Annotated in this window: 26 protein-coding genes; 18 read left to right on the top strand and 8 right to left on the bottom strand. The window is 63.4% G+C overall.

Annotated features, from left to right (window positions below; genetic code table 11):
• The first annotated feature begins 6 nt into the window (after positions 1 to 6).
• Genes Q0X18_RS15320 through Q0X18_RS15280 form a run of 9 tightly spaced genes read left to right on the top strand, consistent with a single transcriptional unit; the run spans position 7 to position 6885 of the window.
• On the top strand, positions 7 to 495 hold the full coding sequence (locus Q0X18_RS15320) for a GbsR/MarR family transcriptional regulator (RefSeq protein ID WP_297563841.1): 489 nt from the start codon (positions 7 to 9) through the stop codon (positions 493 to 495).
• Positions 496 to 510: 15 nt separating this feature from the next.
• The gene (locus Q0X18_RS15315; RefSeq protein WP_297563839.1) at positions 511 to 1746 is read left to right on the top strand and encodes an FtsX-like permease family protein; all 1236 of its coding nucleotides are present in this window, start codon (positions 511 to 513) and stop codon (positions 1744 to 1746) included.
• 14 nt (positions 1747 to 1760) lie between these two features.
• Positions 1761 to 2492 (top strand): outer membrane lipoprotein-sorting protein, encoded by a 732-nt coding sequence (locus Q0X18_RS15310; protein WP_297563838.1) that lies wholly within the window; start codon positions 1761 to 1763, stop codon positions 2490 to 2492.
• A gap of 9 nt (positions 2493 to 2501) precedes the next feature.
• Positions 2502 to 3734, top strand: a complete 1233-nt coding sequence (locus Q0X18_RS15305; protein ID WP_297563837.1) for an ABC transporter permease — start codon at positions 2502 to 2504, stop codon at positions 3732 to 3734.
• 11 nt (positions 3735 to 3745) lie between these two features.
• Positions 3746 to 4420 carry an ABC transporter ATP-binding protein gene (locus Q0X18_RS15300; protein ID WP_297563835.1) on the top strand — a complete coding sequence of 225 codons (675 nt, stop codon included), beginning with the start codon at positions 3746 to 3748 and terminating at the stop codon, positions 4418 to 4420.
• Positions 4410 to 4904, top strand: a complete 495-nt coding sequence (locus Q0X18_RS15295) for a hypothetical protein (RefSeq protein ID WP_297563832.1) — start codon at positions 4410 to 4412, stop codon at positions 4902 to 4904. The genes Q0X18_RS15300 and Q0X18_RS15295 overlap by 11 nt, the downstream gene beginning before the upstream one ends.
• Positions 4870 to 5676 (top strand): IS5 family transposase, encoded by an 807-nt coding sequence (locus Q0X18_RS15290; protein ID WP_297563831.1) that lies wholly within the window; start codon positions 4870 to 4872, stop codon positions 5674 to 5676. The genes Q0X18_RS15295 and Q0X18_RS15290 overlap by 35 nt, the downstream gene beginning before the upstream one ends.
• 44 nt (positions 5677 to 5720) lie before the next feature.
• Complete coding sequence (locus tag Q0X18_RS15285) at positions 5721 to 6215, top strand: hypothetical protein (RefSeq protein ID WP_297563830.1); 495 nt, start codon at positions 5721 to 5723, stop codon at positions 6213 to 6215.
• A 10-nt stretch (positions 6216 to 6225) separates the two neighbouring features.
• Positions 6226 to 6885 (top strand): histidine phosphatase family protein, encoded by a 660-nt coding sequence (locus Q0X18_RS15280; protein ID WP_297563828.1) that lies wholly within the window; start codon positions 6226 to 6228, stop codon positions 6883 to 6885.
• Here the strand turns inward: Q0X18_RS15280 and Q0X18_RS15275 are convergent.
• The 3 genes from Q0X18_RS15275 to Q0X18_RS15265 form a co-directional block, all read right to left on the bottom strand.
• Positions 6844 to 8967 carry an alpha-amylase family glycosyl hydrolase gene (locus Q0X18_RS15275; RefSeq protein ID WP_297563826.1) on the bottom strand — a complete coding sequence of 708 codons (2124 nt, stop codon included), beginning with the start codon at positions 8965 to 8967 and terminating at the stop codon, positions 6844 to 6846. The two genes, Q0X18_RS15280 and Q0X18_RS15275, sit on opposite strands and share 42 nt — an antisense overlap.
• 108 nt (positions 8968 to 9075) lie before the next feature.
• Positions 9076 to 9951 (bottom strand): DMT family transporter, encoded by an 876-nt coding sequence (locus Q0X18_RS15270; protein WP_297563824.1) that lies wholly within the window; start codon positions 9949 to 9951, stop codon positions 9076 to 9078.
• A gap of 3 nt (positions 9952 to 9954) precedes the next feature.
• Positions 9955 to 10209, bottom strand: a complete 255-nt coding sequence (locus Q0X18_RS15265; RefSeq protein WP_297563822.1) for a hypothetical protein — start codon at positions 10207 to 10209, stop codon at positions 9955 to 9957.
• Positions 10210 to 10261: 52 nt separating this feature from the next.
• Between Q0X18_RS15265 and glyA the strand changes: the two genes are divergently transcribed.
• The gene (gene glyA / locus Q0X18_RS15260) at positions 10262 to 11494 is read left to right on the top strand and encodes a serine hydroxymethyltransferase (protein ID WP_297563820.1); all 1233 of its coding nucleotides are present in this window, start codon (positions 10262 to 10264) and stop codon (positions 11492 to 11494) included.
• Here the strand turns inward: glyA and Q0X18_RS15255 are convergent.
• On the bottom strand, positions 11491 to 12174 hold the full coding sequence (locus Q0X18_RS15255; protein WP_297563819.1) for a TIGR02466 family protein: 684 nt from the start codon (positions 12172 to 12174) through the stop codon (positions 11491 to 11493). The genes glyA and Q0X18_RS15255 overlap by 4 nt on opposite strands.
• Positions 12175 to 12193: 19 nt before the next feature.
• A complete protein-coding gene (locus Q0X18_RS15250; protein ID WP_297563818.1) occupies positions 12194 to 12436 on the bottom strand; it encodes a hypothetical protein in 243 nt (80 codons plus the stop codon).
• A gap of 72 nt (positions 12437 to 12508) precedes the next feature.
• On the opposite strand from Q0X18_RS15250, the gene gabT reads away from it, so the two are divergent.
• The 5 genes from gabT (at position 12509) to Q0X18_RS15225 (ending at position 17771) form a co-directional block, all read left to right on the top strand.
• Positions 12509 to 13813: a 4-aminobutyrate--2-oxoglutarate transaminase gene (gabT, locus tag Q0X18_RS15245; RefSeq protein WP_297563817.1), complete on the top strand. Its 1305-nt coding sequence runs from the start codon at positions 12509 to 12511 to the stop codon at positions 13811 to 13813.
• 99 nt (positions 13814 to 13912) lie between these two features.
• The gene (locus Q0X18_RS15240; RefSeq protein WP_297563816.1) at positions 13913 to 14968 is read left to right on the top strand and encodes an ABC transporter ATP-binding protein; all 1056 of its coding nucleotides are present in this window, start codon (positions 13913 to 13915) and stop codon (positions 14966 to 14968) included.
• Entirely contained in the window at positions 14961 to 15866 is a 906-nt protein-coding gene (locus Q0X18_RS15235; protein WP_297563815.1) for an ABC transporter permease, read from the top strand. Before Q0X18_RS15240 ends, Q0X18_RS15235 begins: the two co-directional genes overlap by 8 nt.
• 58 nt (positions 15867 to 15924) lie before the next feature.
• A complete protein-coding gene (locus Q0X18_RS15230) occupies positions 15925 to 16710 on the top strand; it encodes an ABC transporter permease (RefSeq protein ID WP_297563813.1) in 786 nt (261 codons plus the stop codon).
• Between the two features lie 35 nt (positions 16711 to 16745).
• Positions 16746 to 17771: a spermidine/putrescine ABC transporter substrate-binding protein gene (locus tag Q0X18_RS15225; protein ID WP_297563812.1), complete on the top strand. Its 1026-nt coding sequence runs from the start codon at positions 16746 to 16748 to the stop codon at positions 17769 to 17771.
• Positions 17772 to 17805: 34 nt separating this feature from the next.
• On the opposite strand, the gene Q0X18_RS15220 is transcribed toward Q0X18_RS15225, so the two are convergent.
• Both Q0X18_RS15220 and Q0X18_RS15215 read right to left on the bottom strand, forming a co-directional pair.
• Positions 17806 to 20394 carry a GAF domain-containing protein gene (locus Q0X18_RS15220; protein WP_297563810.1) on the bottom strand — a complete coding sequence of 863 codons (2589 nt, stop codon included), beginning with the start codon at positions 20392 to 20394 and terminating at the stop codon, positions 17806 to 17808.
• A 325-nt stretch (positions 20395 to 20719) separates the two neighbouring features.
• Entirely contained in the window at positions 20720 to 22387 is a 1668-nt protein-coding gene (locus Q0X18_RS15215) for a bifunctional UDP-sugar hydrolase/5'-nucleotidase (protein WP_297563807.1), read from the bottom strand.
• Positions 22388 to 22595: 208 nt separating this feature from the next.
• On the opposite strand from Q0X18_RS15215, the gene Q0X18_RS15210 reads away from it, so the two are divergent.
• The 3 genes from Q0X18_RS15210 to Q0X18_RS15200 all read left to right on the top strand — a co-directional run bounded on the left by Q0X18_RS15210 (position 22596) and on the right by Q0X18_RS15200 (position 26185).
• Positions 22596 to 23774, top strand: a complete 1179-nt coding sequence (locus tag Q0X18_RS15210; protein ID WP_297559156.1) for an IS256 family transposase — start codon at positions 22596 to 22598, stop codon at positions 23772 to 23774.
• 43 nt (positions 23775 to 23817) lie between these two features.
• Complete coding sequence (locus tag Q0X18_RS15205; protein ID WP_297563806.1) at positions 23818 to 24999, top strand: sorbosone dehydrogenase family protein; 1182 nt, start codon at positions 23818 to 23820, stop codon at positions 24997 to 24999.
• A gap of 82 nt (positions 25000 to 25081) precedes the next feature.
• Complete coding sequence (locus tag Q0X18_RS15200) at positions 25082 to 26185, top strand: sorbosone dehydrogenase family protein (protein WP_297563805.1); 1104 nt, start codon at positions 25082 to 25084, stop codon at positions 26183 to 26185.
• A 42-nt stretch (positions 26186 to 26227) separates the two neighbouring features.
• Here Q0X18_RS15200 and Q0X18_RS15195 read toward each other — a convergent pair whose 3' ends face one another.
• On the bottom strand, positions 26228 to 26977 hold the full coding sequence (locus Q0X18_RS15195) for a hypothetical protein (protein ID WP_297563804.1): 750 nt from the start codon (positions 26975 to 26977) through the stop codon (positions 26228 to 26230).
• Between the last annotated feature and the right edge of the window lie 14 nt (positions 26978 to 26991).

The raw sequence follows: 26991 nt of genomic DNA, 5'->3' as shown, positions 1-26991 counted from the left end.
CAGGCTGTGTCCGATGTCCTGCATGATTTTGTCGAGGAGTTCGCCCTGGCCTACGAAGCTGCGGGGCTCCCGCGGATAGCCGGGCGAATCCTGGGCTGGCTGATGGTCTGCGACCCCCCCGAACAGACCGCTGCTCAGCTGGTCGCCACCCTGGGCGTGAGCAAGGCCTCCATCAGCACCATGACCCGGCTACTCACCCAGATGCACCTGATCGAAAAAGTGCCCAAGCGCGGGGCCCGGAGCGATTTTTACCGCGTGCGCCCCGGCATCTGGACCGAGCGCGTCAAAAACGGCCTGGCCAGCCTGGTTACCTACAAAAAACTGGCCGAAAAGGGGCTGCAACTGATGGAAAATGCACCGCCGGAGCGAAGTGAGCGGCTTTTGGAGATGCACCAGATATATAGCTTTTTTGAAGAAGAACTGAAAGGCATGTTTGAGCGACTGGAACAGCGCCGCAAGCGTAGAGGCAAACCCAAACCAAAGCCACGCAGTTGAACCCAGGAGGTTCCGATGACACCCAAAACCACAAGCGCCCCTGCCCTACCCCGGCTGGCCTGGCGCAACATCTGGCGGCATCGGCGGCGTACCTGGCTGCTGGTGCTGGTGGTGGCCTATGCCACCATCACCACCATTCTGTTCTGGGGAGTACAAGACGGTTTTGCTCAGTCGGTGCAGGTGGGCAACGCCCGATTCCTGAGCGCACCGGCCCTCATCACCACTCCACAATATTTCGAAGACCCCGACCCCGAGCAGGGTCTGCCCAGCCTGGATTTTTTGCCCAGGGTGGAGGCCCAGCCCGGCGTAAAGGCCGCTGCGCCGCGCCTCGAGTTCCCCGCTTTGATTCGCTCGGCCTACACCGCCGATGCGGTGCGGGCTCGAGGGGTAGACCCCCTGCTCGAGGCCAAGGTTAGCAACCTACCCGGCGCCATTGCCCAGGGCCGCATGCTGGAGCAGCCTGGTGAGGTGGTGCTGGGACAGCAACTGGCCGAGCGCTTGGACGCGCGGCTGGGGGAGCGGGTGGTGCTGGACACCTCGGCGCTGGCCGGGCCACAGGCCCTGGGGTTGCAGGTGGTGGGGCTGGTGAAATCGGGCATTGCCCCGGTAGACCGGGGCACAGTACTGGTGCATATCCAGGACGCCCGGGTGCTCACCGGCCTGCAAACCGCCACCGGGGTAGCCCTGGACGTAACCCGGGGCCAGGAGGCCCGGATTGCCGAGGCTTTGCAACCGGTGCTGCCGGAGAACCTGCGGGCCTACGACCTGACCCAGTTGCTGGGCGGGCTCTCCTCGGCCATTGGCACCAAACAGAGCTCCACCTTTTTGATTGGGATGATTTTCTCGCTGTTTGCTGCCCTGGCCGTGACCAGCACCGTGCTGGTGAGCGTGCTCGAGCGCACCCGCGAGTTCGGCATGATGGGGGCCGTGGGCATGACCCCCCCGCGCCTGGCGGCCATGGTCACGCTCGAGACGGTGTTTGCCACCAGCCTGGGCTGGGCTTTGGGGCTGGTACTGGGCTATGCGCTCAATTACTGGATGGCCACCCAGAACGTGCTGGGGCCTGTTTTTGCCAGCTATGGGGCGGCCTGGGAGATTTTGGGCATCGGTGGTGAAATCTACACCGCCCAGAGCCCCCTGTATGCGCTCTATGCAGCCCTGACCATTGCCCTGGCCGCGCTTTTCTCGATTCTGATTCCGGCCCGGCGGGTGCTGGCCCTCAACCCCGCCGAGGCCATGCGAACGGAGTAAACCGGAGGCCCTGGATGAACCTACGATTTTTGTTGCTTATATGTTTGCTCGGGCTGGGGCCCAGCAACGCTGCCACCGACCCTCAGGCCGTGCTCAAAGCCGTGGTGGACAACCAGCGGGGGGGCAGCCTGCGGGCTACCCTCACCCTGAACATCACCCGCCCGGAGCGCCAGACCCAGTTGGTGCTCGAGGTAGCCTCGGACGGCAACGAGCGGGCCATCACCTGGGTCAAAGCCCCACCCAGGGAGGCCGGGCAGGCTTTTTTGCGGGTGGGGGACAACATTCAGTTGTACAACCCCACCCTCAAGCGGGTTCTGCGGCTGCCCCCCAGCGGGCGCAGCGATAGCTTTTTGGGCTCCGACCTTTCCTACAGCGACCTGGCCGGGCGCGACCTCGAGCAAGACTTCACCCCCAGGGTCGAAGCAGAAAGCGATACCGAGATTACCCTGGAGCTTCTCCCCAGGCCCCAGGCCCCCACCCCCTACGGCAAGCTGGTGTTGCGGGCCAGCAAACCCGGCTTTGTCCCACGCGAGGTGCTCTACTACGACCAGCGCGGCCAGGCGGTGCGCAAAATAACCTTTGCCCAGTGGGCCCAGGTTGGGGGGCGTAGCTTCCCCACCCAGGTCACGGTAGAGGATCTGCTACGTCCGGGGCACCGCACCCAGATGGTCTACAGCAACTACCGGTTTGGCGTGCCCATCCCCGAGAGCTGTTTTACGGTGCGGGCGCTCGAGGCTGGCTGTTAGCGAGGGGCTATGTTCAATCTCCTGAGTCTTTCCTGGCGCAACATCTGGCGGCACCGCAGCCGCAGCCTGATGACGGTAGGGGCGGTGGCTCTGGCGGTGTTTTTCACCCTGTTTTACCTGAGTTTTCTGGGGGCCATGGAAAACGGCATCTACAACAACCTCACGGCCTCGGTGGGGCATCTGCAGGTGCGGGTGGAGGGCTACCGGGAAAAGCGTGAGTTCCGCGATCTGCTGATCCCAAACGCCGCCGGGGTGGAGGCCCAACTGGCGCAAAAGACCCAGGCCGCAAGGGTCATCGCCCTCGAGGTTCCCGCCCTGATCGCTGGCGAGACCCGCTCGAGGGGGGCCTTGCTCCTGGGCGACCAGCGCCCGCCCGAGATGCGTGCGCGCTTTATCCAGCAGCATCTGGTAGAAGGGGCGCTACCGGCAGTGGGCGACCTCGAGGGCATCGCGCTGGGGCAGGCCCTGGCCAAAGCCCTCAAACTGCGGCTGGGCGACCCGGTCTACGTGTACGCCCCCGGCACACTCGGGCGCGGGGCGGCGGCCTACCGGCTGGTGGGTCTGCTGCGCTTCCCCGACCCTGCCGTGGAGGCCCGCAGCGCCTACCTCTCCCTGGCGGCTGCCCAGGAGCTGGCCGCGCCGGGCAGCGCCACCCGCATCGAGCTGCACTTTCCCTTCACCCGCTATACCCAGGATGCCCAGCTTGGGCCCATCCAGGCCCAGCTAGCCCAGCAACTGGGGCCGGGCCTGCGCCTGGAAAGCTGGAAAGAGGCCAGCCCGGCCATCGCCCAGATTTTCGACCTGCTAACCCCACTGGTTCTGATTTTCGCCGCGCTGTTTTTCGGGCTGGCGGGGCTGCTGGTGCTCAACACCATCTACCTGAGCCTGCTCGAGCGCACCCGTGAGCTGGGCGTGATTGTGGCGCTGGGGGCCGGGCCGGCCCAGGTCACCCGGATGGTGGTGCTGGAAAGCCTGCTTTTGTGCTCGAGCGGCGCTTTGGTGGGCGGAGGGCTGGGCCTGCTCTCCATTGCGGCCCTCTCGGGCGGGTTCTCGCTCGAGGCCCTCTATGGCGAGGTGGGCGGGGTGTTTGGCCTGCCCGAAACGATCTATCTGAGCCTCAGGGCCTGGGACATCCCCATCACCCTGGGGTTTGCCCTGGCTACCGGCCTGCTGGCGGCCTGGTGGCCGGCCAGGGTTGCGGCCAGCCTAGAACCGGTGGAAGCCATGCGCTTTACCGCTTAGAGAGGTGGGAGATGAAGCCTGTTTTGCAGGTCAAGGAGCTATCCAAAATCTACAAGGTGGACACTGTAGAGACGCCCGCCCTGCGGGGGGTCAACCTGGAGATACAGCCGGGCGAGTTTACCGCCCTGGCCGGGCCTTCGGGTAGCGGCAAAAGCACCCTCCTGCACCTGATGGGGGGCCTGGACAGGCCCACCGCGGGCGAGGTCTGGCTGGACGGTGTTCGCATAGATGGCTTCTCCAAAACCCGGCTGGCCCACCTGCGGCTGTGGAACCTGGGCTTCGTGTTTCAGGCCTACAACCTGATTCCGGTGCTGACGGCGCTGGAGAACGCGGCCTTTGTGCTCGAGCTGCGCGGTGAGCCCAGGGAGGCCCGCGAGGAAAAGGCCCTGCGTGCGCTAGAGACCCTGGGCATGAAAGACTTTGCCCATCGCCGGCCCAACCAGCTTTCCGGAGGGCAGCAGCAGCGTGTGGCGGTGGCCCGCGCCCTGGCCGCCCAGCCCAAAATCATCCTGGCCGACGAGCCTACCGCCAACCTCGACTCCAAAACCGGCCTGGCCCTGATCGAGCACCTGCGCACCCTCAACCGCGCGCAGGGCATCACCTTTGTCTTCAGCACCCACGACCCCCGGCTCCTGGAGCGGGTAGACCGGATTGTGCGGCTCGAGGATGGGCAGATTGCGGCCTAGCCATGCGTGGTTGCTGGGGCTGTGGCTGGCCTGCGGCTGCCAGCCCGGGCTGGCCCAGAACCTGGAGACCCGGCTTGAGCTCCGCTTCAGCACCGCTTTGGTCTTCAGCCACCTGCCGCCGAGCGCAAGCTGGGGCCTGGGGGCCCACCTCGAGGCCCGCTACGACCTGCAACCGTTGCGCTTTCAACTGGTGCTCGATCCGGGGGTGAACTTTTCCCGCCTGGTGACCGCCGAGGCCGGCCTCACCGAGCTGTACGCGCTCTACCGCGAGGGCGAACTGGATGTGAGCGCGGGCCTCGAGCGGCTGCCCCTCGAGGTCGCCCGCCTGAGCCTGCCCTATGGCCTCGAGCCCCTCAGCCCGCTGGGCAACCGCCAGGGCCGCTGGGGGGCCCGGGTTAGAATCTACAAACCACCTTACCCAAATCAGGCACTGCAGTTATGTTTAGAGCATGAACCGCCGTGCTTACCCATCGGACGTCCGTGATGAGGAATGGGCTCTGGTGCTGCCCTATTTGACCCTCGCCCCGCTGGAAGCACCCCAGCGCAAGTACGACCTGCGCGAAGTGTTCAACGCCCTGCGCTGGATGGTTCGAACCGGTGCTCAGTGGGACTACCTGCCCCACGACTTCCCACCCCCCCATATCGTTCAGGCGCAAGCCTACCGCTGGATGAACCGGGGGGTCTTCGAAGACCTGGTACACGACCTGCGCATGACCCTGCGAATGCTCCAGGGCAAAGCCGCCCATCCCAGCGCTGCCATCTACGATGCTCGCACCCTACAGTCCACCCCGCAAAGTGGGGAGCGGGCCGGATACGATGGGTACAAACGACGCAAGGGAAGCAAGGTTCACCTGGCGGTGGATACGTTGGGCCATCTGCTGGCTTTGGTGGTGACGGCGGCCAGCGAACAGGAACGGGCCCAGGTGGGGGCACTGAGCCAACGGCTACAGGAAGTTACTGGGGCGCAGGTGGCCGTGGCCTTTGTGGATCAGGGTTACACCGGAGAAGAGGCAGCACAAGCGGCGGAGGCGGAAGGAATCGCCCTGTGTGTGGTCAAGGTGGAGGGTGCTAGACGAGGATTCGTCCTGCTGCCGAAGCGTTGGGTGGTGGAACGTTCGTTTGCCTGGACATCCCGGTTTCGCAGGCTGGCGCGCGACTATGAGCGGCTGGCTGAGACCTTGCGAGGTTGGCACTGGTTGGCTTTTTCGATTCTGATGACAGCGAAAACTGTGGAGCTTTTACGAACAGCTAGTTAGCAGGCTCTAGCTGGAACCCCGAGGCCAGCCGGCTGCGCCTGGCGGTGCTGGAAGAGGCAGGCCGGTGGCTGCCGGTGCTCAGCCTGCGGCAGGAGTTCGGCGACTTCGAGCTCGAGGCCCACGCCCTCTACCCCGCCCGCTGGGTGCTGGGCCTGGGCGGCAGCGGCACCGTGGCGGAGGTGGTGATCTACGGGGAGGGCTGGCTTTTGCTCGAGCCCCTCGAGGCCCGCTACGCGCTGGGCCTGAGCGGCAGCCTGGGCGAGGGGGTGTGGACGCTCGAGGGCGGCTACGCCGGTCTTTTGCCGCTACAGCCCGCCGGCTACTTCCTGGCCGGGCAGGTGCTGCTTCCGCAAGAGGAGGCTAGCTGGGTTCTCCAGGCCCATCTCCGGCTCGACGACCCCGCACGCTGGCTTTTGAGTATGCGCTATACCCTGGGCCAGCCCGACCTCGAGCTGAGCACCGGGCTCAGCGCCCAGGGGGGCCCCACGCCCACCCTTAGCCTGAGCCTGTGGCTACGGGCTTTTCCCCAGCTCTGGTAATCTGTCTCCCATGAGTCGGGTTCTGGTCACATTCCTGCGTCATGGCCGCTCCCTGAGCGACGACCTGCGGGTGCACGAAGGCCGCTACGACGCCCCCCTCACCGAGGTGGGCCGGGCCCAGGCCCAGCAGCGCCTGGCGGAGTTTCGCACCAAGCAGTTCCACTTCGATCGCATCATCTCCAGCCCCCTCCAGCGGGCCCGCGCCGTAGCAGAGCTGATGAGCGAAGGGCTGGGGGTGCCGCTGGAGCTGGATCCCGACTGGATGGAGCAGGACAACGGCAAAATTGCCGGTCTCCCCTACGAGGAAGCCGAGCAGCGCTTCCCCAGGCCCCTTTTTCGCAGCCCTTACGAAAAGCCATTCGACGGCACCGGAGAAAGCGAGTGGGAAACTTACACCCGCGCCGCCAGAGCGGTTCAGAACCTGGTGAACCGGGGCGCGGGCTCGTACCTGGTGGTGGCCCACGGGAAAATCCTCAACTGTGCGCTATGGGCCATTTTTGGCCTCTCCCCCAGCAACGGTACGCCCAGCCTCAGGTTCTCTTTCGCCGACCTGGGCTATGCGGTGCTGGAGTACCGGCCAGACCGGCATACCTGGCATTTAGACAGGTTCGAGATGGGCTTTAATTCCCTAGCGAACCCGCTCGAGGTAGCGCCACCCCAGCCCAGCTAAAAGCACCTGTTCCTGGTAGACCCGCCCCTCCACCGCATCGCGCCACTGGCCGGGAGGGAGGGGCAGCGGGGCGGCCTCGAGGCCGTTGTTGAAGGCCGCCAGCACCTCGCCCACCCCCGGCTCCCCCCGCAAAAAGGCCAGGCGCGTGCCCTCGCCCAGGTAGGTGCGGAAAAGCGGGCTCTGGAAGGCTTTAATCTGACTCTTGAGGCGGCCCAGCAAGCGGTAGTGCTCGAGTACATCGGCGCGGCACCTGTCCCACTGCAACGGGTAGCGGTACAGCTCGTTGATGGGCCACACCCCGCGCTCGCCGGTAAAACCGCACTCCTCACCCTGGAAGATCACCGAGGCCCCCGGCAGGGCATAGAGCATGGCCGAGGCCAGCCGCAGCCGGGCCAGGGCTTCCGGGCTGGGGGTATCGCGCAGGCCCCCTCCGCCCAGCTCGGTCAGGACACGGGGGGTGTCGTGGGAGCCGATCAGGTTGAAGCCCATGGCGGCCACGGCCTCGGGGTAGGTGGCGTAGACCCGGGCCAGCTCGCCCAGCACGCGCGCCCCGCTCTGCAAAGGCCCCCCCCTAGCAAACCCCAGAATACCCCCCATGGCGGGGGGCGAGCCCCCGCGTCCCAGGGTGTAGTTCATCAGCGAGTCGAACTGGTCGCCCTGCAGATACTGCGGGCGCAGATCCCAGACCTCGCCCACCAGGTACGCCTCGGGCTTCAGGGCCTTGAGTTCGGCCCGCCATCTCTGCACAAACTCGGTGGAGATCTCGTTGGCTACATCCACCCGAATCCCGTCGAAGCCGAAGTTGAGCCAGAACCTGGAGACCCGGATCAGGTAGTCCTGCACCTCGGGATTGGCGGTGTTGAGCTTGGGCAGGCTGCCCAGGTCGGCCCAGCCCAGATAGGCGCGGCCATCGCCGGGGGTGAAGGGCCACCGGCGGATGAAGTACCAGTCCCAGTAGCGCGATTCGCGCCCCTTCTTCACCACATCCTGAAAAGCCCAGTGGCCCAGGCCGGTGTGGTTGGGCACAAAGTCGAAGATAACCCGGATGCCCTGGCGCCGGGCCTCGGCCAGCAGGCGCTTAAGCAGGGCGTTGTCGCCAAACTTGGGCGAGACCCGCACGTAGTCGTGGGTGTCGTAGCCGTGGGCCGAGCCCGAATCGAAAAGGGGGTTGAAGTAGATCAGGTTCACCCCCAGCGCACGCAGGTGCGGCAGGCGCTCGAGCACCCCGGCCAGGTCGCCGCCGTAGTACTGCTGGCAGCAGTGGTAGTCGCCGGGTGGGTCGCTCCAGCGCGAGAGGTAAGGGGGTTTGCCGCTCCAGGTCTGGTCGAAGCGGGCCTGGGTGGCCTCCAGGGCCCGGCGGTCGTTGCGAGGGTCGCCGTTCCAGAAGCGCTCGGGGAAGATCTGATACCCCACCCGCCCCGCCACCCAGCCCACTGCCCGGAAGACCCGGGCCGGCACCTCGAAGGGGCCAAAGGTGTGTTCCTGGCCGTCTTTGTCCACCACCCCAATGCGGTACTGCCGGAGCGCGGGCGGCAGGGCCACCCGCCAGGTTTCCCCCTCGAGCGTGGTCAGTTGCAGGGCAAAGGGATAGTCGCGGTCGGCCCGCAGCACCGCCGAGCGGATGCTACCCGCCGGCACCTGGAAGCGCACCGAAAGGCGGCCCGCCGCCTCCGAGACAAAGCGCGGCTGGCTGGGGTCGTGCTCCAGAGCCAGCCCGCCGGCCTCGGTGGGCGCATCGGCCACCCGGCCCACCTCCCGCAGCGCGTTTTTCCCGCCCTGGCCGTCGTCGGTGCAGCCTTCGGCCTCGGCGTCCACCTGCGGGGTGCCGAAGGTCTCGTCCTCGCACATGTCCCTGGGCCACTGCCCGTTGATGAAGAACTTGTACTGGATGGGGCCCGGCGGCAGCTCCACCGTGACCTGCCAGACCCCGTCCTCGGTTTTCTGCATGGGTAGCTCGGCCCAGTTGTTGAAGCTACCGCGCAGGCTCACCGAGCGCACCTCGAGGCCGTAGGGGGGGTCGTAGGTGAAGGTGACGGGAACTCTCTGCTGGGCCCAGGAGAAGCCCAGAAGCAGCAGCCACAACCATATCCAATGCCTCTGTCCTCGCACCTCTACCTCCGCTCTGCTCGCATAACGCTAAAAGCCACTCTTAGACTATAACCCGACACCCTGGAGGAAGTGAGCAAGGGTTCAGCTCGAGCGCGAAGCCTCGAGGTTCACAGGTCTGGTCTGCGGCCTGAGCACCATCCACACCACCCCCGCCAGAACCAGCCCGGCCCCCAGGTAGCCCAGCAGGCTGAAGCGCTCGCCCCACCACAGCCAGGCTACAAAGGCTGCCACCACCGGCTCGATGGTCGCCACCACCGAGGCCCGGGTGGCCTCCAGGCGCCGGAGGCCGGCAAAGTAGAGCGTGACTGCGAAAAAGGTGGAGGCCACGGTCAGGAAGGCGATGGCCGCCCAGGCTTCGGCGTTTTTGGGCACAAAGTGCACAAACGGCAGCAACCCCAGCGCCCCCACCGGCAGCGCGTACAAAAACACCGTGGGGGTGCTGTATTTGTTCAGATAAAGCTTGCCAAACAGGTAGTAGGTGGCATAGGTCAGGGCCGAGAGCAGGCCCCAGAACACCGCCGCTGGCGTAACCCTGACCCCACCCCCTTGCAGGCTCACCAGGGCCACACCCAAGAGGGTCAGGCCCACCGCCCCCACCTTGTGGGCGTCCATGGGCTCGCGCAAAAAAAGCCAGGAGAGCAGGGCCACAATGGCCGGGGCGGTATAGAGCAGCACCGCGGCCAGGGCCGCCCCACCGCTTCCGATGGCAAGCTGGTAGGCCCCGTAAAAAAGCGAGATGCCCACCAGCCCAAAGCCCAGCACCGCCCAGCCGTCGGCGCGCTCGAGGCGCACTTTTTGAATCAGCACTGCCTGCGCCCCAAACAGCACCGCCCCCAGGGCGGCCCGCCAGAAAGCCACCTCGAGGGGGCTCACCCCCTGCTCGAAGGCCCAGCGCGAGACCACCCCCAGCAGCCCCCACAAACAGGCGGCGGCCAGCACGTAGAGATACCCAGTCAAGGCTTACTCGGCAGCGGAATTCCGGCGACGGGCCATCCAGCTCCAGACCAGCCCCAGACCCAGGAACAGGCCCGAGCCAAACACCACCAGATAGGTAATCCAGAGGCGGGGGTTCACGTTGTAAAAGTCGCGGCTGCGCTGGGCCGTAAGGGCCACCAGGTAGTCGCGGATGATGATGAAATTCATGGTGGCTAAGATAATCGCAACGATCAGAAGGATAAGCCCCAGTATCAAAGAGATGCGCCCCAAAACGCTCATAGCCCCAGTGTACCGGATTTAGCGGGTATTTTGATATTGCTATACTTGAAGCGTGATCAAGGCTCCCGAAACCCCTCCGCGCGACGAACTGATCTTCGACCTGATCCGCCAGGAAGAAGCGCGCCAGCGTAACGGCCTCGAGCTCATCGCCTCGGAAAACTTCACCTCGGCCCAGGTGCGCGAAGCCGTGGGCAGCGTGCTCACCAATAAGTACGCCGAGGGCTACCCCGGCAAGCGCTGGTACGGCGGCTGCGAGGTGGTGGATCAGGTAGAAGCCCTGGCCATCGAGCGGGCCAAGCAGCTTTTTGGGGCGGCCTGGGCCAACGTGCAGCCCCATTCTGGCTCCAGCGCCAACATCGCGGTTTACACGGCCCTGCTCAAGCCCGGCGATACCGTGCTGGGCATGGATCTGTCGCACGGCGGCCACCTCACCCACGGCTCCCCGGTCAACTTCTCCGGCCTGAACTACAAGGTGATCGGGTACAAGGTGCGCCCGGAGGACGAGCTTCTGCACATGGAGGACGTGCGGGCCCTGGCCCTGGAGCACAAACCCAAAATGATTATCTGCGGGGCCAGCGCCTACAGCCGCATCCTCGACTTCAAGGCCTTCCGGGAGATCGCCGACGAGGTGGGGGCCTACCTGATGGCCGACATCGCCCACATCGCGGGGCTGGTGGCGGCGGGCCTGCACCCCTCCCCCCTGCCCTATGCCCACATCGTGACCTCCACCACCCACAAAACCCTGCGCGGGCCGCGTTCCGGCCTGCTTTTGAGCAACGACCTCGAGGTTGCCGCCATCCTCGATCGCTCCATCTTTCCCGGCACCCAGGGGGGCCCTCTGGAGCACGTGATTGCCGGTAAGGCGGTGGCCTTCTGGGAGGCCTTGCAGCCCTCCTTCAAAACCTACGCGGCCCAGATCATCAAAAACGCCCAGACCCTGGCCGCCGAGCTACAAAAGCGCGGCTACCGCATCGTCTCGGGCGGCACCGACAACCACCTCTTCGTGGTGGATCTGCGCCCCCAGGGCCTCAACGGCAGCAAGGCCACCAGGCTGCTCGACGCCGTGCATATCACCATCTCCAAGAGCACCCTGCCCTACGACACCGAGAAAATCATCCACGGCGGCGGTATCCGCATCGGCACCCCGGCCATCACCACCCGCGGCATGACCGAAGAACACATGCCCATCATCGCCGACCTAATTGACCGGGCCCTGAAGGGCGAAGACCCCGAAACCCTCAGGGCCGAGGTCAGGGCCTTCGCCTCGCAGTTCCCCCTGCCCTAGTGGAAGCCGTACTCGAAGGCCTTGTTGCCCTGCTCGCCGTGCACCTGGGCGTTGAAGGAGATAATCACCCGGTCGCGCTCGCCGTCGTAGGGCATGGCCTTGTGCAGTAGCCAGCTTGGAAAGACCACCAGCACCCCTTCCTCGGGGGTGACGTCGAAGGTGGACTGCTGGAGGTAGGCGTTGCCCATGTCCATGTGGGCCCCGCCCAGCAGGTTGAGATGCTGGGCGTAAAAGCGGGTAATGCCGTTGAGCGCCCCCAGCACCGGGTGCTGCCGCCGCTGCTGGACAGGGTCGAGCTGCACGTAGTAAACCCCCGACCACGAACAGTTGCCGTGGTTGTGGATGTCGTGGAAGCCGTAGCGGTTTTGAATCTGGAACCAGGCCCCCACGATCTCCATACGCAGGTTTTTGACCCCGGCCTGCTGCCAGATGGCCCCGTTCAGGGTACGGGCGATTTCGAAGACCGCGTCGGAGATAAAGCCAAACAAAGCCTGCAAGGCCGGGTGGTTGTAGCGCACCAGGATGTCATCCGAGCTGCTGTAGACGGTTCCCTGCAAGCCCTGCTCACCCAGTTCGCGGTAGAAGAGGCGGAGGAGCTCCGGGTTCACCGCTGTGGCATCTTCGAACTTACGAACCAGGATGGGCGTGGGCCAGAGCATCTGCACCGGGGATGTGTTCATAAAGACACCTCGCCCTAATCTAAAGCCTGAGGCTCAGCAGGTACAAAAGCACCACCAGCCCAAGCTGCAGCCCCACCAGCAGACCCAGCCAGCGGCCATGCCCCACCCATACCGCCACCCAGGCCAGGAACATCAGGGCGATCAGGGCCCACTGGGCCAGGTTCTGCACCCGGTAGCCGAGCGAGAAGAGGTAGGCGGTAAAGTAGACCAGGAAACCCGTCCAAAAGAGCAGGCCCAGGGTTTGCAGGGCTTTGGTGAGCATGGCGCGATTCTACACGGGGTACACAAGGCCTGTCTGGGGGTTTAGACTTTAGGAAACGTCTGGAGGAAGTCTATGACCCAAACCCCATCCAAAAACCAAGCCCTCATCGAACGGCGGCACAAAGTTGTTCCACGGGGTATTTCGCAGGTGCACCCCATCGTGGTGGCCCGCGCCGAGGGCGGCAAAATCTGGGATGTAGACGGCAACGAGTACCTGGACTGGTTTGGCGGCATTGGGGTGCTGAATGTGGGGCACAACCACCCCAGGGTGGTGGAGGCGGTGGAAAAGCAGCTGCGCCGCTACCTGCATACCTGCTTTCCGGGAGCAGCCTACGAACCTTACATCGAGCTGGCCGAGCGGCTGACGGCCACCGCGCCTATCTCCGGCGATAAGAAAGCCTTCTTTCTGAATACCGGCGTGGAGGCCACCGAGAACGCCATCAAGATTGCCCGCTCCTTTACCAACCGCCCCGGTGTGATCGCCTTCCGGGGTAGCTTCCACGGGCGCACCCTGATGGGCATGACCCTCACCGGCAAATCCAATCCCTACCGTCAGAACTTCGGCCCCTTCGCCCCCGAGGTCTACCACGCCCCCTACCCCAGCGAGTACCACGGGATCGACACCCGCAAGGCCCTGGACGGCCTGCACGAGGTCTTCGATACCCAGATTCAGCCCGAGCGGGTGGCCGCGGTCATCATCGAGCCGCAACTGGGCGAAGGCGGCTTCGTACCGGCCCCCAAGCCCTTCCTCAAGGCCCTGCGGAGCCTGACCCAGAAGCACGGCATCGTCTTCATTGACGACGAAGTACAGACCGGCATTGGCCGTACCGGCAAATTCTGGGCCATCGAGCACGCCGAGGTGGAGCCCGACCTGATCTGCTTCGCCAAGAGCATCGGCGGTGGGCTGCCCATCGGGGGGGTGCTGGGCAAGGCCGAAATTATGGACGCACCCGCGGTGGGCGGGCTGGGCAGCACCTTTGGGGGCAACCCCCTCTCCTGTGCCGCCGCGCTGGCCGTGCTGGACATCTTCGAGCAGGAAAACCTGCTGGAAAAAGCCCAGAAGCTGGGCGAGCTATTGCACGAGGGCTTCCGCAAAATTCAGGCCCGCTTCCCCCAGACTGTGGGCGACGTGCGCGGCCTGGGGCCCATGATTGCCATGGAGCTGGTCAAGGATCCCAGCAGCAAGAGCCCCGACCCGCAGCTCACCAACCGGCTGCTCGAGGTCGCCCGCGAGAAGGGCCTGCTCCTGTTCAAGGCTGGGATGCACGCCAACGTGATCCGCTGCCTGGTGCCCCTGGTGGTAAGTGAGGCCGAGGCCCGCAAGGGCCTGGAGATTCTGGAGGCCAGCCTCGAGCAGGCCCTGAACGAAGCCAGATAGCCCAGGTTTGCATGGCCCGCCTCCTGTAGGGGGCGGGTGTTTTTTTCGATCGCCTCCCTGGTCAACCTCCGGCTCCCTCTGGTAATCTGTTCGCCAACCATGACCGTCGCTATACGGCCCCCAGCCACGGGGGAGTCCCTTTCCATACAGAACGTGGTCAAAAAATTCGGCGACTTTACCGCGCTGGGCGGGGTGAGCCTCGAGGTGCCCGCGGGCCAGTTCTTCACCCTTTTGGGGCCCTCGGGCTGCGGCAAAACCACCCTGCTGCGGATTATCGCCGGCCTCGAGGTGCCCACCGAGGGCCGGGTGGTGCTGATGGGCCAGGATCTCACCCCCCTCCCCGCCAACCGGCGTCCGGTCAACACCGTGTTTCAGAGCTACGCCCTGTTCCCACACCTTACAGTGCGGGAAAACATCGCCTTTGGCCTCAAGAGCCGCCGCATAGACAGGCTCGAGGTGGAACGGCGGGTGAGGTACGGGCTGGAGATGCTCCAGCTCGAGCGCTTCGCCGAGCGGCTGCCCCACCAGCTCTCGGGGGGGCAGCGTCAGCGGGTGGCCCTGGCCCGGGCCCTGGTCAACGAACCGCAGGTGCTCTTGCTGGACGAGCCCATGAGCGCCCTCGACGCCAAACTCAGGGCCGAGGTGCAGGTGCAGCTCCGGCGGCTCCAGCAGCAGTTGGGCCTGACTTTTATCCTGGTCACTCACGACCAGGACGAGGCCATGGCGGTCTCGGATCGCATCGCCCTCATGCGGATGGGCCACCTCGAGCAGGTCGGTACCCCGGACGAGGTCTACGAGCGGCCCCGCACCCGCTACGCCGCCGAGTTCCTGGGGGCGGCCAACCTGATCCAGGGCAAACGGCTCCCCATGGGCTTCGAGGCCCCCTTTGGCAAGCTGGCCCTGGGCCAGACCCCGCCCTGGGACGAGGGCTATGTGGCCATCCGGCCCGAACGGGTGCGGCTCACCGAGGTAGAACCCCGGCAGAACGGCCTCCGGGTGCGGGTGCGCGAGGCGGTCTACCGCGGGGCTTATCAGGAAGCCTGGCTCGAGCCCTGCGATATCCGGGTGCGCACCGCCCCCCACCCCACCCTGCAGGCCGGGCAGGAACTCTGGGCCGAGCTGCCTGTAGATGCCTTGGTGGTGCTGGATGAATAGGCGCATGGTCTGGTTCGGCGAGCTGACCACCCCGGCCCAGCTCTACCGCCGGGGGCTGTGGTTCCTGCTACCCGCCGCCATCTGGATTCTGGGCCTGCTGGTAATTCCGGGCCTCTCGCTGGTGGCCCTCTCCTTTGCCGAGCGGGGACAGTACGGCGAGGTGGTCTGGAACTTCAGCCTGGAAAACTACCGCCGGCTTCTGGGCTATGGCATCTTCGGCTGGAGCCCCGACACCATCCTGATTCTGCTGCGAAGCCTCTGGGTGGCCTTCGTGACTACCCTCATCTGCATCGTGCTGGCCTACCCCCTGGCCTTCTTCATCGCCAGCCGCCCCCCCCGCACCCGCTACCTCTGGCTGGCCCTGGTTATCATCCCCTTCTGGACCAACCTGGTCATCCGCACCTACGCCTGGCAGATGCTCCTGGCCCCCGATTTTCCCTTTGCCAAACTGGCCCAGGCCCTGGGCCTGCTGGCCCCCGACAGCGGCCTCTACCCCAGCCCACTGGCGGTTTATATTGGTATGATTACGGCTTTTCTGCCCTTTGTGGTGATGCCGCTCTTCTCCAGCGTGGAGCGGCTGGACTGGAGCCTGGTGGAGGCCGCCCAGGATCTCTACGCCAGCCGCATCCGCACCTTCTTCCAGGCCATCTGGCCCCAGACCCTACCGGGCCTCACGGTGGGCATCATCCTGACCTTTATCCCGGCCATGGGCATGTTCGTGATCCCCGACCTGCTGGGCGGGGCCAAGTACCTGCTGGTGGGCAACCTGATCCAGCAGCAGTTTTACGCCAGCCGCGACTGGCCCTATGGGGCCGCGGTCAGCCTGGGCCTGATGGTCATGACCCTGATTGGGCTGGCGATTTACCGCCGCCGGGGAAAGGACGTGGATCTGGTATGACCCCGGCGCGCACCACACGCCTATACCGCCCTGGCTTGCAAAGACACGGGAGGGCTTCATGCGCCTGAACCCCCTCATCAGCAGCGCGGCCCTGGCCACCCTGGCCTTTCTGTACCTGCCCATGCTGGCAGTGGCGGTGCTCTCGTTCAACAAAACCCGCTACGGCCTGCAGTGGTCGGGCTTTACCTGGGACTGGTATGTACGGCTCTTCAGCAACCCGGACATCCTCGAGGCCGCCCGCAACACCTTCGTGCTGGCGCTGGTCTCTACCCTCATCGCCACGGTGCTGGGCACGCTTTTTGCCATCGCCCTGGAGCGCTATCCCTGGCCCCGGCGAAGCCAGGGCTTCCTGGAGAACCTGCTCTACCTGCCGGTGGTCACCCCCGACATCATCTTCGCGGTGGCCCTGGTGGTGGCCTTTGGGGCCTTCCGGGCGGTCTCGAGCCTCTTCGAGCCCGGCCTCTTCACCATGGTGCTGGGGCACGTCACCTTCCAGATTGCTTTTGTGGCCCTCACGGTGCGCAGCCGCCTCAAGAGCCTGGGCCACGAGCTCGACGAGGCCGCCCGCGACCTCTACGCCAGCTACGGCTACTATGTGCGCCGCGTCCTGCTGCCCCTGCTCACCCCTGGCATCGTAGCCGGGGCCATGCTGGCCTTCACCCTCTCCCTCGACGACTTCGTGATTAGCTTCTTCACCGCCGGCCCCACCTCGCAAACCCTGCCCCTGCTCATCTACGCCTCGGTGCGGCGGGGCGTCACTCCCGAGATTCACGCCCTCTCCACCCTGATTTTCCTGGTTACAGTGCTCCTGGTGCTGGCCTCCGAGCGCCTTACACGGCGATAAAAACTACGGTAAACTAGCGCCAATCAGGAGGAACCATGAAACGCCTGTTTGCCCTCTGCCTGCTGGCTCTGTCCTTCGCCCTGGCCCAGCCCCGCGAGATGCGGCTTTTTATCTGGTCGGAGTACATGGACCCGGCCATCATCAAAGCCTTTGAGCAAAAGTTCAATCTGCGGGTGCGCATCGACCTTTACGAGTCCAACGAGGACATGCTGGCCAAGCTCCAGGCCGGGGGGGTCTCGCAGTACGACGTCATCGTACCGGGCGACTACATCATCCCCACCCTGATCCAGCTCAAGCTGATCCAGCCCCTCGACAAGAGCAAAATCCCCAACCTGAAAAACCTCGACCCCAAGTTTGCCAACCCCCCCTTCGACCCCGGCAACCGCTACAGCGCGGCCTACCAGTGGGGCATGTCGGGCATCATGTACCGCAAAGACCGCGTCCCCACCCCCACCAGTTGGAGCGTGATTCTGGGGCCAGGGGCCGATAAGCCCTTCGTGCTGATGGACTCCATCCGCGAGATGCTGGGGGCGGCGCTGCGCTTCCAGGGCAAGTCCATCAATACCAGGAACCCCGCCGAGGTGCGGGCCGCCGGCCAGGTGCTTCTCTCTGCCAAGAAAAACCCCCGCTTCCTGGGCTTTGAAGGCGGCGTGGGGGCCAAGAACCGCCTGGTCGCCGGTACGGCCACCTACGCGGTGGTCTACAACGGCGACGCCCTCAAGGCCGCCGACGAGAACAAGAATGTGGGCTTTGTGGTGCCCAGGGAAGGGGCCGCGTTATTCCTGGACAACATGGCCATCCCCGCCCGTGCCCCCAACCCCGAGGCCGCCCACCAGTTCATCAACTTTATTCTGGACGCCAAAATTGGGGCCCAGCTCTCCAACTACAACCGCTACGCCACCCCCAACAAAGCCGCCCTGCCCTTCATCAACCCCGCAGACCGCAAGAACCCGGCCATCTACCCCGATGCCGCTACCATGCAGAAGCTCGAGTTCGTGCTCGACCTGGGCAAAGACACCCGCCTCTACGACGAGGTCTGGACGGCCGTCAAGAGCCGGTAATACAAGATTCAAGCAGAGCAGGACGTAGCACAGCTCACTTCCTGGCCCCAACCCACCTAGCTACCACCTCGATAAATGCGTGTACCATACTGGCATCGAGGGTCAGCCCGGCCTGTTTTCGTAGCTCGCGCAAAGCGTCCTGGTGTGTCCAGGCCGCTTTGTAAGGGCGCGAGTGAATCAGTGCATCGTAGACATCCACCACCGCAAACAAGCGGGCCTCGAGTGGAATTTCGTCGCAGGTCAGTCCGAAAGGATAGCCGGAACCATCTATACGCTCGTGATGGTAACGTACAATATTGCGGGCCGTTTGCGACAGGAAACCCAGGTTTTCCAGCATACCGAACCCGATGTCGCAGTGGCTTTGCATGATGCGCCACTCGGCGTCGGTGAGGGTTCCGGGCTTGAGTAAAATGGAGTCGGGAATGGCCAGTTTGCCCAGGTCGTGCAGGTAAGCCCCCATGCGCAACCCCTCGAGGTCGAGGAAACCCAGGTGCCGGCCCAAGGCCTCGGTCAGGGCTACCACCCGGTCGGTATGGCCTCTGGTCTCCAGGTCGCGCAACTCCAGGCCCAGCCCCAAAGCCCGTAAGGCATCCTCGCGGGTGCGAGTAATTTCCTCGAGATGCGCTGCTCGTTCCAGCGCCCGCTCGAGGCGCCGCGCCACCGCCTCCAAAAGGGAGATGTGTTCCTCCAAGATGTGCGCTTTGTGGTCGAAGCTGGCCAGGATGAGGGCCCCATACGGCTCACCCCGTAAAAACAAAGGGGCGGTCAGCAGGGTTCTTAACTTGTAAACCTTCAGCTCCGGCCAGGCCCCTTCCCAGTCCTGGTAGTCCTCGATGCGCTGCACCTTACCGCTGGCCAGGGCCTTACCCATAAACCCCTGGCCCAGGGTAACGGGCAGGTTGGCGAAATGCTGTAAGCGCCCCTCCCCGGCCCGCTCATGCCCCAAAACCAGCCGCATCCAACCCCTGCCCCGGCTTGCGTCCTGCAGTTCCAGGCGAAAAAAGCCACCGGCAGAAAGCCCCGTCAGGTCGATGAGTGTCTCCAAAGCCCGCTGGGCCATGCAAGCAGGCTCGTCCAGGGTCTCGAGGTCGGAGGACATCTGCACCAGCCTGCGGTAGCGTTCCATCTCCCGGTTGGCCTGCTCGAGGGCTTGCAAGCGCGAGAGCAGAACCCCAGCCATCCTGGCCAGCGCTTCTAGAACATAGCGATCCTGGGGGTGTATCTCCCCACCTGCCCCGGCTGTATCCACCGACAGCACCCCTACGGTATGGCCCTCGAGATCGCCCATCGGCACGCCTAGGTAAGCAGCCCCGACCCGGTGCCCCGAGATAAATACAGCGTGAGGCTCGAGAGCAGCGTTGGGCAAATACAGGGGGCTGCGTTGCTCCAGCACCCGCCAGGCCAGGCCTTCACCCCGCCTGTGCCGGGTACCCGCTGCCTTTTCGGCGGCATGACCGGCTGCCGCAACCACCTCGAGCACATCGTCTTTGGGCCGATAAAGCGTCACAAGGCTGGTCGAGACCTTGGTCAACCCCAAGGCTTCCCTCACAATAAGCTGCAACAGCTCGTGGGTGGTTTGCGCTGCCGTAAGGCGCTGGCCAGCCAGGGTGAGACTTTGCAGGCGGGCCAATTCACGTTTCTGGGCCGCCTGCGCTTCTAGACGGGCTAGGGCCTGCCCCACCCCACGGCCAAATGATTCGAGCACAGACGCATCTTCCGGTACAAAAGGGGTATTTGAGTACGCCACCACCACCCCAAAACCCTCACCCTGAGCATCCTGAAGCGGCACAAAAGCGGCGTACTCCTCAGGATTAATCGAAGTGTTTAGGCAAAGGCGGGGGTCGTCGAGGCGCACCATCTGTACCCGTCGCTCCTTGAGGGCTACCCAGGAAATCCCCTTGCCTTTAGGCACCAAAAGGCCGGTGGCTTCGCTCCAGTTGATGGCAGCCTGAACCCTTAGGTCGCCGCCCTCCCGTCGCAAGGCCATCGCACGCTCCACGCCCAAAATTTCCAGTATTAGATGGGGCAGCGACTGCCATAGCAAATCGGCTTCGCGAAAGGTGGAGAGCACCCCCAGTACCCGGGCCAGACGCTCTTCACGCTCGAGGCGAGCCTGGGTGTTCTGCCGCTCTTTGAGCGTTTGCAACACCACACAGAGGCTCTGCCCCAGCTCCCTAGCTAAAGGCAGGGCTTCTGCAGGGTATGGGGTGGCCTCGAGGCGATCCAGGCACAGCCAGGCCTCTACCCTGCCCTGTAACGGGATAGGAACGTTGAGTGTCCAATAAATACGGTGCAGGGATTGGCGATCCTGGGGCGATAGCCCACTGAGTGAGGATTGCACCTGAACTATCGTGGGCCAGCCGGACTGAGCCTCCTGTAAACTGCCACCATACCAGCGCAGTTCATCTTCTAGACTTAGGAGATAGCTGGGCAGGGCAATGTTGTGACCCCGCATGGCCACAAAACGATACTCGCTACCCTCACGCAGCAGAACCGAGCCGGCCTGAGCCCCCGGAATCAAGCGCATGGCCCCTTCAAGGGCATCTGTAAGCAAATCTTCCAGGGTGGGGCTTCCAACCAGCGCGCGCAATAAGGCCAGCATGCCCTGATAAAACCCCTGCATCTCCAGCCCAGCCTAAAGCCGAATCGGTTGCAAAAAAGTTTATGTATCACAGACCTCGCTTGACGCGCGGCAAAAGTGGCGAAATAGGCCCTCGTGCCGGATTCAAGCGGACAAAAACCGAAAGTTATATACCCGAGTCCAATACCAGATTCGGTTAGCTCGGCGGCAAACCAACCCGGCCAAAGTTACCCGCCTAGCGGAGGGCGATACCACCCCTTGGGTGTACCAGGTGTACAAGTTTCACTCGTTACCAAATGGGGATTGTTTAATTGACTTGGGTGGCCAGTCTTATAGCGACTGACCACCCAGCCACCCCATCTCGGGTCTACACCTTTACCCGCAAAAAGCTGTCCACGTAAAAGGGGCCCTCCCAACGCTGACTGCGGGGCTCATTGAGAATGGTAATGCGATTTTCTAGGCGCGGCTCCCAGGAAGGCTGGGTGCGCAGGTACTCGATGAGCACCTCGGCATCGCCAAAACCAGTATCCACCCGGAAGCCTTTGGCGTCCCGCAAGACGGTAAAGCCATCCCCACCGCTGGCGATAAAGTTGTTGGTGACAACCCGGTAGGTGGCGTTGGGGTCGAGCGGCTGGAAACCTGTAGGGGTCTGCACCTGAACCTGGGTTACCCGGCTACCTGCCGGACGGGAAAGGTCGAAGGTGTAGCGAATGCCGGCCACCCCCGACAAGAAGCGGCCTGCGATCTGCTCCCACTGGGAAACGCCGTTTTCTAGCGCAGCCAGAACTTCGCTGCCCTTGAGCTCGAGCACCACCAAGGTATTGCCGAAGGGCAATACCTCGTTGACCTGCCCAACCGTAATGTTCCCCACCGGGATGGTTGCACGTATGCCCCCACCATTCTGCAGCGCAATGGTAGTACCAGCCTGACGGGTTTTCCACAGCATGGCATCGGCAATCAGGTTAGCTAGGTTGGTCTCGCGGCGGCGTACGTCGTTGCGCTCGCCGTTGAGCGCAACAGCAGCCCTGGAAATCACCTGGGCCCGCAGTGCTGCAATGGGCAACCCGTAGGCAGAAATGGCGTCGAGAGCGAAACGATCCTCCGGCAGATTGGCGGTCATGGGGATAACCTGGCCTTGGTGAGCCACCAATTCACCCCGCTCATCAAAGGTAACCTGCAGGCGGCCTACCACCTTGGCCCATTCCCAGGCCTGCACCACCAGCACATCTTTGTTTTCGGGGTTTTTCACGATGGTAGGGTAAGCCCCACCAGGGCGTAGCTCGGGGAAGGGGGTCTGGCCCAGCAGGGTATGGCTGTGACCGCCCACAATTACCTGAACACCCGTCACCTTGCGGGCCAGTTCCTGGTCTTGCAAGTAGCCCAGGTGGGAGAGTACCACGATGTACTTCACGCCCCTGGCTAACAACTCCACCACAGCCTGCTGGGTAGCCGGAACCGGGTCGGTAAAACGAACGTTGGGGCCAGGGCTGGACATAATGGGGGTGTCGGGGGTTGTCAGGCCAATGATGCCTACCCGCTGCCCTCCCACGCTCACCACCGCATAGGGCTTGATGCGTCCGGCCAGCTTGGGCTCCCTCGAGACATCGGTATTGGCCGAGACCACCGGGAAACGCACCCCGTTCAAAAAGTTAGCCAGTCCATCGGGCCCCAGGTTGTACTCGTGGTTGCCAGGTGCCATGGCCCGGATACCCATGCGATGTAGAAAGTGCCGGTCGGCCAACCCCTGGTACTGGTTGAAATAGAGGGTTCCCTGGAATACATCACCCGCGTGCAAAAACAGGGGGTTGGTCGCAGTTGCACGTAAGCGGTCAAACAGCGAAATCACCCGAGCAAAACCACCCAGGCGCTGGTCTCGCTGACCCCCCAGGGTAAGGCCGCCGGTGGGCTCGAGGTGGGCGTGGGTATCGTTGATGTGAACGATGGTCATGGTGAAGCTGCCCCCCTGGGCCCGTGTCAGGCCAGCCAGCGCGGCTCCACTCACCAAACCCGCTTTGAGTACTTCTCTACGGCGCATAGTTCCTCCTCGCTAATATTGCAAGGCTATTCTATACCGCCACCAGGTCAACATCATTTCAGTGCATTTTGCCCTCGTATACACCGCAAAAGTTGAGGCAATTTTCAGCCACTCCTCAGAACGGTTCACTACGTTGGGTCGTGTAAGGAATTATGTGTAGGGGTTTGTGTAAAAAGAGGGGGTACCGCAATCAACAAGGAGGTACCCCATGGATCAGGATACCCTACAGATGATTTTGCGCGAAGCGGTAAGGGAAACAGCCACCGAGGTCTTGCAGATTCTGCTGGACGCCGACCGGGAGGCCTTCTTGCGGGAACACGGAGGACGCAAAAACGGCTACTACCCCAGGCGGCTTTCGACCCGCTTTGGTTCAGTGAACCTCCAGATGCCCAGGGATCGCGAGGGGTGCTACTATCCCAGCTTCCTGGAACCTTATGCCCGGCGCCTGGTGGACGTGGGGGAGGTGGCCGTGGCCCTGTATGCCGCCGGGGTGACGCAGCGCAAAGCGGCGGAGGTGCTGAGCCTGTTGCTGGGGCACCGCTATACCCACGAGACCCTTAGCAGCCTGACCGACCAGGTCTTGCGGGCGGCGGAGCAGTACCGCCAGCGGCCTTTGCCGGAGGAACTGGCCGTGGTCTACCTGGACGGTCTGTTTCTGAGGGTCATGCGGGACGACCTGGGGGTTCAGCAAGAGGCGGTGTATGTGGCGCTGGGCATCACCCCCAGCGGGGAGCGGCAGGTGCTGGGCTTCTGGCTCCTGCCCGCAGAGAGCGCTCTGGCCTGGGAGGAGGTGTTGAAGGGCTTGTGGCAAAGGGGCCTACGGCGGGTCTTGCTCTTCGTGACCGATGGCCTTCCCGGCATGGAGGCGGCCATCCAAAGGGTCTACCCCGGCGCCGAATGGCAGCGCTGCGTGGTGCACATGGTGCGCTCCAGCCTGGCACAGGTGCGTGCACGGGATCGGGGGGCGGTGGCCGAGCATCTACGCGGGGTGTACCGGGCGGAAAGCCGACAGGAAGCCCTGGAAGGCCTGGAGCGGCTGCGGCGAACCTGGGGGTCGAGGTACCCGCGGCTGGTGAGCGGTTGGTGGGAGGACTCCGCGGCGCTGCTGCGGTTCTATGGCTATCCCAAGGTGCTGTGGCCCTACCTTCGGAGCACCAATCCGATGGAACGGTTTATCCGGGAGATAAGACGCAGTACCAAGGTACGGGATCACAAGTTTCCTACAACGGAGGCGGTGTTCAAAGTGCTGTATCTGGAGAGCGAAAGGCAGGAGGGCAAATGGACAGAGCGTACACTCAGAGGCTTTGCCGAGGCAAAGGAGATGCTAGAACAGATGCTGAAGGAGCGGTACTTCCCCTCTACACAGACTGCTACACATAAATCTTGACACGACCCTACGTTGGTTGTATTTGGGCTCGAGGGAGGTTTTTATGCGCTATTGGCTAACCAGTTTGGTGGCGGTATGTACGGGTTGTCTAGGATTATCCCCCGATCCATCCGACCCGCCCACTTCAGGTGAACCGTCGCTTCACCTGAGCTTGCTCGTCTCTTCCGGCCTGAGCCAGCCGCTTTATCTGACCCATGCTGGCGACGGTAGCGGAAACCTGTATGTAGTGGAAAAAGCCGGGCGTATTCGGCTCATCGAAAACGGGGCCCTGCGCACCCAAGCTTTCCTCGACATCACCGCAAAGACCTCCAAAGGCGGCGAACAGGGCTTGCTGGGCCTGGCTTTTCATCCCAACTACCGCAACAACGGCTTCATCTATGTCAACTACACCAACAGCGCCGGCGATACCGTCATTGCCCGCTACACAGCCAACCGCAGCAGCAAAATGGTCGACCCCAGTTCTGAGCAGGTGGTGCTATCAGTAGACCAGCCCTACGACAACCACAACGCTGGCTGGCTGGGTTTTGGCCCCGACGGAATGCTCTACATTCCACTGGGGGATGGGGGCTCAGGTGGTGACCCGCAAAACTACGCCCAGCGCCTCGAGCCCCAGAGCGGAAATCGACATCTGCTGGGCAAAGTCTTGCGCATTGACATTAATGGCAGCGAGCTGGGCCGTAACTATCGCATTCCCCCCGATAACCCCAGCCTGGGCGGGCGGGTTTCGGAAATCTGGGCCTACGGACTGCGCAACCCCTGGCGGGCCAGCTTCGACCGGCAGACCGGCGATCTCTGGATCGGCGATGTGGGTCAGAACAACCAGGAAGAAGTCAACCGGGGCGTGGGCGGCGGCAAGGGGCTCAACTACGGCTGGAAAATCATGGAAGGCACCAACTGTTACGACAACAGCATAGCCCCTGGTTGTGGCAGCAGTAACCTAACCCAGCCCGTGCACGTCTATGGGCGCAGTGATGGCTACTCGGTGACTGGCGGTTACGTTTACCGTGGCACACGCTATCCCCGGATGCGAGGCCGCTATTTTTTTACCGACTTTGGCTCGGGCCATCTCTGGAGCCTGTACCAGGTCAATGGGGCCTGGGAGCGCAAAACCGAGATTACCTCGGCCGGAGGTGGCTTGGCTTCCTTCGGCGAAGACGAGCAGGGGGAGCTATATGTTATGAGTCTTTTCGGGGGACAGGTCTGGCGGCTGGAGGATCGGCCCTAAAACAGACCCCGCACCAAACCTGGCGAGTCAACCTGTAGCCTGCACACACCGACCTCAGAAAAAGCCTGGCTACACTGCGTTTATGCGACAGATTGTTTGCTTTGCTCTGGTGTGGTTCGGCCTGGCTTCCGCGCAATCTATTAACCTGGTTCCAATCGCCAACAACCTGAGCCGCCCGCTGTTCCTCACCTATTCCCCAGACAATACCGGGCGGCTTTTTATCCTCGAGCAAGGCGGTACCATCCGCATCTGGCAAAACGGGCGGCTGCTTGCAGAGCCATTCTTAGACATAAGCAACCTGGTTTCCTGTTGCGGTGAACGGGGTCTCTTGGGACTGGCCTTCCATCCCAATTTTCGCCAGAACAATTTGTTCTTTATCAACTACACCAACCGCAACGGCGATACCGTAATTGCCCGCTACCGCGCAAACGGCAACCGCACCGAGACAGGATCAGCCCAGATCCTGCTCACCATCGAGCAGCCCTATGCCAACCACAACGGCGGCATGATCGCTTTTGGCCCGGACGGCATGCTGTACATCGGTATGGGCGATGGGGGCGCGGCCGGCGACCCCCTCAACGCCGGCCAGCGGCTCGACACTCTGCTGGGTAAGATCCTGCGCATAGATGTGAACCGTAGCGAGGGCAACCGGCCTTATGCTATCCCCGCTGACAACCCTGTTCTGGCCGGTCGTCGCAGCGAGATCTGGTCGTATGGTTGGCGCAACCCCTGGCGGTTCAGCTTCGATCGTCAGACCGGCGACCTGTGGGTCGCAGATGTCGGACAAAACGCCGTGGAGGAGGTACACTTTCAACCTGCTAACAGCAAAGGCGGTGAGAACTATGGCTGGCGCATTATGGAGGGGAATCGGTGCTTCAACCCCCCACAAAACTGCGACCGCAACGGTCTGGTAATGCCCGTGCTGACCTACACCCACGACCAGGGCCGCTCCATCACCGGGGGCTACCGCTACCGCGGCAACGCCATGCCAGCCTTTCGTGGGGCTTACTTTTATGCCGACTACGTAAGCGGTCGCATCTGGGCTGCTACCCCTCAGGGCAGCGGCTGGCAGAGCCGGGAGGTGCTTAAAACCGATCTAAACATCAGTTCTTTTGGCGAAGATGCTGAGGGTGAGCTGTATGTGATAGATCACCGCGGTACGATCTATCGAATGACCCAGCGCTAAAAAAAGCCTCCCGTAAGGGAGGCAAACTTGCTTCATCCAAGCTCAGGGCAGGTAGTTACCGGGCGTACCCAGGGTCTCGGGTTTTTCTGTCCACTCACCCGCAATGCCCAGCTTCCAGGCACCCGCCGCGCCACTGGCGTTGGCGTAGCCCCCATAGACCCCCAGCCGCAGCCCACGCAAAACGGTGTAGTACAGCGAAGCGGTCACATCGTAGCCCAGGCTCAGGCCAAAGGGGTAGCGAAGGCCGCCCTCCAGGTAGGCATTGAGGTCGCGGGTGAGTTCCAGCTTCAAACCGGCATAGGCGTTGGCTGCAGCGTTTAGCGATACCGATGGCACCACCACCAGGGTGGCGTCCAGGCCCGCCCCCCCATACAGCACCGCCGCATCGGCCACGCGCTGGGTAATAAAAATTTCCGCACCTGCGTCAAAGTCGAAACTAAAGGGGCCGGGCAGAATGACCTGGTTGGAGCCAAAACGAACGGCCCCTTCCACATAGCCGCTACTGGACTCGTTCAGCTTGGCAACCCCCACCAGCCCGGCCCGGCTGGCCAGCACAAACTGTCCGGCAAAAAAACCTGGGCGCAGGCTGGCTCCGGCCACGATGTTATCGGTCAGGTTGAAGGTGTAGTTCAGTGCAGTACCCCGGTAGCTACGGTAAGGGGTTGTGAACTGCCCGCCTACCAAGCCAAACTCGGGCAGGAATTGCAGGTTTCCCGTGATGGAAAAGCCGTCGGCCATTGCGGCCCCTCCTATACCCAACGAAGCCAAGACTGCTAGCAAAGTTTTTTTCATGATTCCTCCGGGTG

This window comes from Meiothermus sp., assembly GCF_026004075.1.
In the GTDB taxonomy this organism is placed as follows: domain Bacteria; phylum Deinococcota; class Deinococci; order Deinococcales; family Thermaceae; genus Meiothermus.
The sequence above is the reverse complement of the archived record's forward strand: the minus strand, read 5'-3'. Positions and strand labels throughout refer to the sequence as shown.

Bases quoted from the DNA above. Each gene is read 5' to 3' on its own strand.
- Q0X18_RS15255 (WP_297563819.1), bottom strand. From the start codon at position 12,174: ATGAACACATCCCCGGTGCAGATGCTCTGGCCCACGCCCATCCTGGTT.
- Q0X18_RS15235 (WP_297563815.1), top strand. From the start codon at position 14,961: ATGAATAGGCGCATGGTCTGGTTCGGCGAGCTGACCACCCCGGCCCAG.
- Q0X18_RS15210 (WP_297559156.1), top strand. From the start codon at position 22,596: ATGGATCAGGATACCCTACAGATGATTTTGCGCGAAGCGGTAAGGGAA.
- Q0X18_RS15225 (WP_297563812.1), top strand. From the start codon at position 16,746: ATGAAACGCCTGTTTGCCCTCTGCCTGCTGGCTCTGTCCTTCGCCCTG.
- Q0X18_RS15315 (WP_297563839.1), top strand. From the start codon at position 511: ATGACACCCAAAACCACAAGCGCCCCTGCCCTACCCCGGCTGGCCTGG.
- Q0X18_RS15300 (WP_297563835.1), top strand. From the start codon at position 3,746: ATGAAGCCTGTTTTGCAGGTCAAGGAGCTATCCAAAATCTACAAGGTG.
- Q0X18_RS15220 (WP_297563810.1), bottom strand. From the start codon at position 20,394: ATGCAGGGGTTTTATCAGGGCATGCTGGCCTTATTGCGCGCGCTGGTT.
- gabT (WP_297563817.1), top strand. From the start codon at position 12,509: ATGACCCAAACCCCATCCAAAAACCAAGCCCTCATCGAACGGCGGCAC.
- Q0X18_RS15305 (WP_297563837.1), top strand. From the start codon at position 2,502: ATGTTCAATCTCCTGAGTCTTTCCTGGCGCAACATCTGGCGGCACCGC.
- Q0X18_RS15200 (WP_297563805.1), top strand. From the start codon at position 25,082: ATGCGACAGATTGTTTGCTTTGCTCTGGTGTGGTTCGGCCTGGCTTCC.
- Q0X18_RS15265 (WP_297563822.1), bottom strand. From the start codon at position 10,209: ATGAGCGTTTTGGGGCGCATCTCTTTGATACTGGGGCTTATCCTTCTG.
- Q0X18_RS15230 (WP_297563813.1), top strand. From the start codon at position 15,925: ATGCGCCTGAACCCCCTCATCAGCAGCGCGGCCCTGGCCACCCTGGCC.
- Q0X18_RS15205 (WP_297563806.1), top strand. From the start codon at position 23,818: ATGCGCTATTGGCTAACCAGTTTGGTGGCGGTATGTACGGGTTGTCTA.
- Q0X18_RS15290 (WP_297563831.1), top strand. From the start codon at position 4,870: ATGAACCGCCGTGCTTACCCATCGGACGTCCGTGATGAGGAATGGGCT.
- Q0X18_RS15195 (WP_297563804.1), bottom strand. From the start codon at position 26,977: ATGAAAAAAACTTTGCTAGCAGTCTTGGCTTCGTTGGGTATAGGAGGG.
- Q0X18_RS15310 (WP_297563838.1), top strand. From the start codon at position 1,761: ATGAACCTACGATTTTTGTTGCTTATATGTTTGCTCGGGCTGGGGCCC.
- Q0X18_RS15250 (WP_297563818.1), bottom strand. From the start codon at position 12,436: ATGCTCACCAAAGCCCTGCAAACCCTGGGCCTGCTCTTTTGGACGGGT.
- Q0X18_RS15280 (WP_297563828.1), top strand. From the start codon at position 6,226: ATGAGTCGGGTTCTGGTCACATTCCTGCGTCATGGCCGCTCCCTGAGC.
- Q0X18_RS15215 (WP_297563807.1), bottom strand. From the start codon at position 22,387: ATGCGCCGTAGAGAAGTACTCAAAGCGGGTTTGGTGAGTGGAGCCGCG.
- Q0X18_RS15240 (WP_297563816.1), top strand. From the start codon at position 13,913: ATGACCGTCGCTATACGGCCCCCAGCCACGGGGGAGTCCCTTTCCATA.